The sequence below is a fragment of the Vibrio rotiferianus CAIM 577 = LMG 21460 genome (assembly GCF_002741985.1).
Lineage (GTDB): Bacteria > Pseudomonadota > Gammaproteobacteria > Enterobacterales > Vibrionaceae > Vibrio > Vibrio rotiferianus.
Map to the genome: position 1 here is coordinate 1 of NZ_APHW01000042.1, position 2,559 is coordinate 2,559.

Here is a 2,559-nt window from a genome sequence, read left to right on the forward strand (position 1 = left end):
CGTGACCACCCACAAAAACCACGATTCTCTAAGATTTCTCCTACGCTTGAACGCTCCGGAGAAACTAAGAGACCGCTTCCCTAAATTAATGCTCCGCTTAATTCTGGGGCCCCGCTATCTGTGGTCCTTTGAGGGTGGTCACCCGCCGTTACGCTGAACGCTTCACTAGCTGGCGACTTTGGCTTGGGACTCCGTCCCACCCAAAACCCGAGTCTGGGGACTCTTGCCTGCGCTGCCGCTTGTCAGTTTTGTGCGGCCCCCCCCTGTCGTTTCGCTGGACGCTACACTTAAAACCCGCGCTTTGAGCTGAGGCGCACAAAGTTGACAACTCTCGTTGACATCTCTCGTTGACGAGGTGTAGCATTGCGCTCAGTATTTAATCGTTTGGAGCTGTTAACGATGATCGATTCTATTATGTTTTCCTTGGCGATGGTGGTGGCGGAATACACGGTATTTTGCATTGCTTGGGGCTGGCTTTTATCCATAGCTTGCGGCCTGTTCTTGGCGGCTGTGCTACGGATGGACGAAGAAAAAAATAACCCTGTAACAATTTATTTTATTAGAACGGTCTTTGCCGTTCTATTGATGGCTGGCCCTCTGGGGCCAATCGTCAATCAATATCTTTTCAATGCCTTTTCTTATGGTCTTGTGTATGAGAAACGCTTAATCCTAAGTTCTCAACCTTGGTATCTGGCGCTTGTTGCTGTTGGGGTGGCTCTTTTCTTTGCAGGGGGCCGTTATCTTCTGCCTAGGTTGGATAGCTTGAGAGATCGCGTGATGCGTCGGACTTCTCTGGAGCGAAATAAACGAACAGATATCAGAACCGTTGATCAGCTGCTTCCAAATAACGAAGAGAACTATTTGCCTGTTGAGTATTTCGACTTTAACAAAGGCGTGTTTGTTGGCATGGATTCAGACGGCAAACCTCAATATATCCCTAAAGATGTGTACCAGAAGAAACACGCTCAATTGATTGGTTCGTCTGGTGCGGGTAAAGGTCGTGCGGCTCAGATGCTGCTTGCTCAGTCGATTGGACTTGATGAGGCTGTATTCGTACTCGATCCGAAAGATGATGAATGGTGTAGACATGTGTTGAAAAAATCCTGTGAAGACAATGACAAGCCTTTCTACCTGTTTGACTTGCGCTCGAATGAGTATCAAATCGATATGTTAGCCGGTATCACTCAATATGAGCTTGAAGAGCTTATGACAGCAGGGTTTGGGCTTGAGAAAACGGGGTCAGATGCAGACTTTCACAAAGGCAATGACCGTAGAGCTTCAAGAGTCTTTGCAGGGGAAATCAACAACGGGCCTCAGACATTCCGATCAATGTTTCAATCCCCACTGGCTGAACAGTTCAAAGATGGTGCAGCCGGCTTTATGACTTCATTGGAGGAAATCGCCCTAGTAAATAGCGTTAATGCCTTGGGGGGCTTTGATTTGCGGGAGATTTTCGAGTCTGGCGGTTGTGTGTATATCGTAGGTTCGAGCATGAATGAACAGACAAAAATCGTTCAGAAAATGCTTGTGCAAAGAATCTTCCAGATCGCGGCAAGTCGTGACAGAACTCAGGGCGAAAACAGACCTGTAGCGGTGTTCCTCGATGAATTTAAGTACCACATTTCAAGAATCACCTTAGCGGGTCTAGGTCTTGTCAGGGATAAGGGCGTGCATTTAATCCTAGCTTTTCAGGCCATTAGTGACTTAGCCGATTGTGGAGCCTTAGAGGTTGAAGCGGTAGAGGGTGCGGTAATGGAGAACTGTAAATTGATGATTGCCTATGCGATTGAACACCCAGAGACGCGCACATGGTTAGCCCAGAAGACCGGAAAGATTCTAATTGATGATGAGGTAAGGAAAACCAAGGCGTCAGCAGTGTTTACAGAGTCGATGGATGTAGAGCGTTCAGTGAGACAGGCCGAAAGATTCCTAGTGGATGAAAACATGCTTCAAGGCTTGCCAAGCAATGTGGGGTATTTCTTCGGGGCGTCATCAATGCCATTCACAACCTTTATCGATCGCTATCTGGTTGAGAAAACTCATATAGATCTGTGCACAGTCTCTTCAGAGGACAACAAGACATAAACCATTAGCAGCCTTGGAGAGAAAGAAAGGCAAGAAATCAAAGGCCGTGGAGGAATCAGAAGATAACCCACTGGCAGGACTAGACGAGGGGCCAGAAGACGCGGAAGACGAGCCAGAGAACGAACCACTAACCACAGAACCAATTGGGCAAGAGGCGTTCAACGAGGCGATAGACAACCCACTGGCTGGCCTAGAGAAACTATAAGGAGCTACAGCAATGAATGATAAACGCCTCAACACACTAATCACCGACCCAAAAGAGCGGACACAGCGATCCCAAGAGAAGCGGGCAGCGGTACTAAAGTTCTTGCGTGATGAGGTTTGGTCAACATCAGACATCATAGCGGAGGTGATGGGCGTAAAGACACGTCAGGCAGTGAATAAACTACTTCTAACCCTGATGCATGAGGAAAAGGTTAAGCGAGCGACAATTGATGTAGGCGCGGGGAGAGGGATAACAGTGTGGGGCTTACT

At 47.9% G+C, this 2,559-nt stretch carries 3 protein-coding genes; all 3 read left to right on the forward strand.

All coding sequences use genetic code 11. The features are described 5' to 3' along the window. The first annotated feature begins 399 nt into the window (after positions 1–399). A complete protein-coding gene (locus B853_RS15470; RefSeq protein ID WP_128826914.1) occupies positions 400–2,085 on the forward strand; it encodes a type IV secretory system conjugative DNA transfer family protein in 1,686 nt (561 codons plus the stop codon). 46 nt (positions 2,086–2,131) lie between these two features. Beyond that, positions 2,132–2,290 carry a hypothetical protein gene (locus B853_RS26050; RefSeq protein WP_170001023.1) on the forward strand — a complete coding sequence of 53 codons (159 nt, stop codon included), beginning with the start codon at positions 2,132–2,134 and terminating at the stop codon, positions 2,288–2,290. A gap of 12 nt (positions 2,291–2,302) precedes the next feature. After that, positions 2,303–2,559: hypothetical protein (locus B853_RS15475; RefSeq protein WP_143700796.1), on the forward strand; the 257-nt coding region annotated here is incomplete at its 3' end.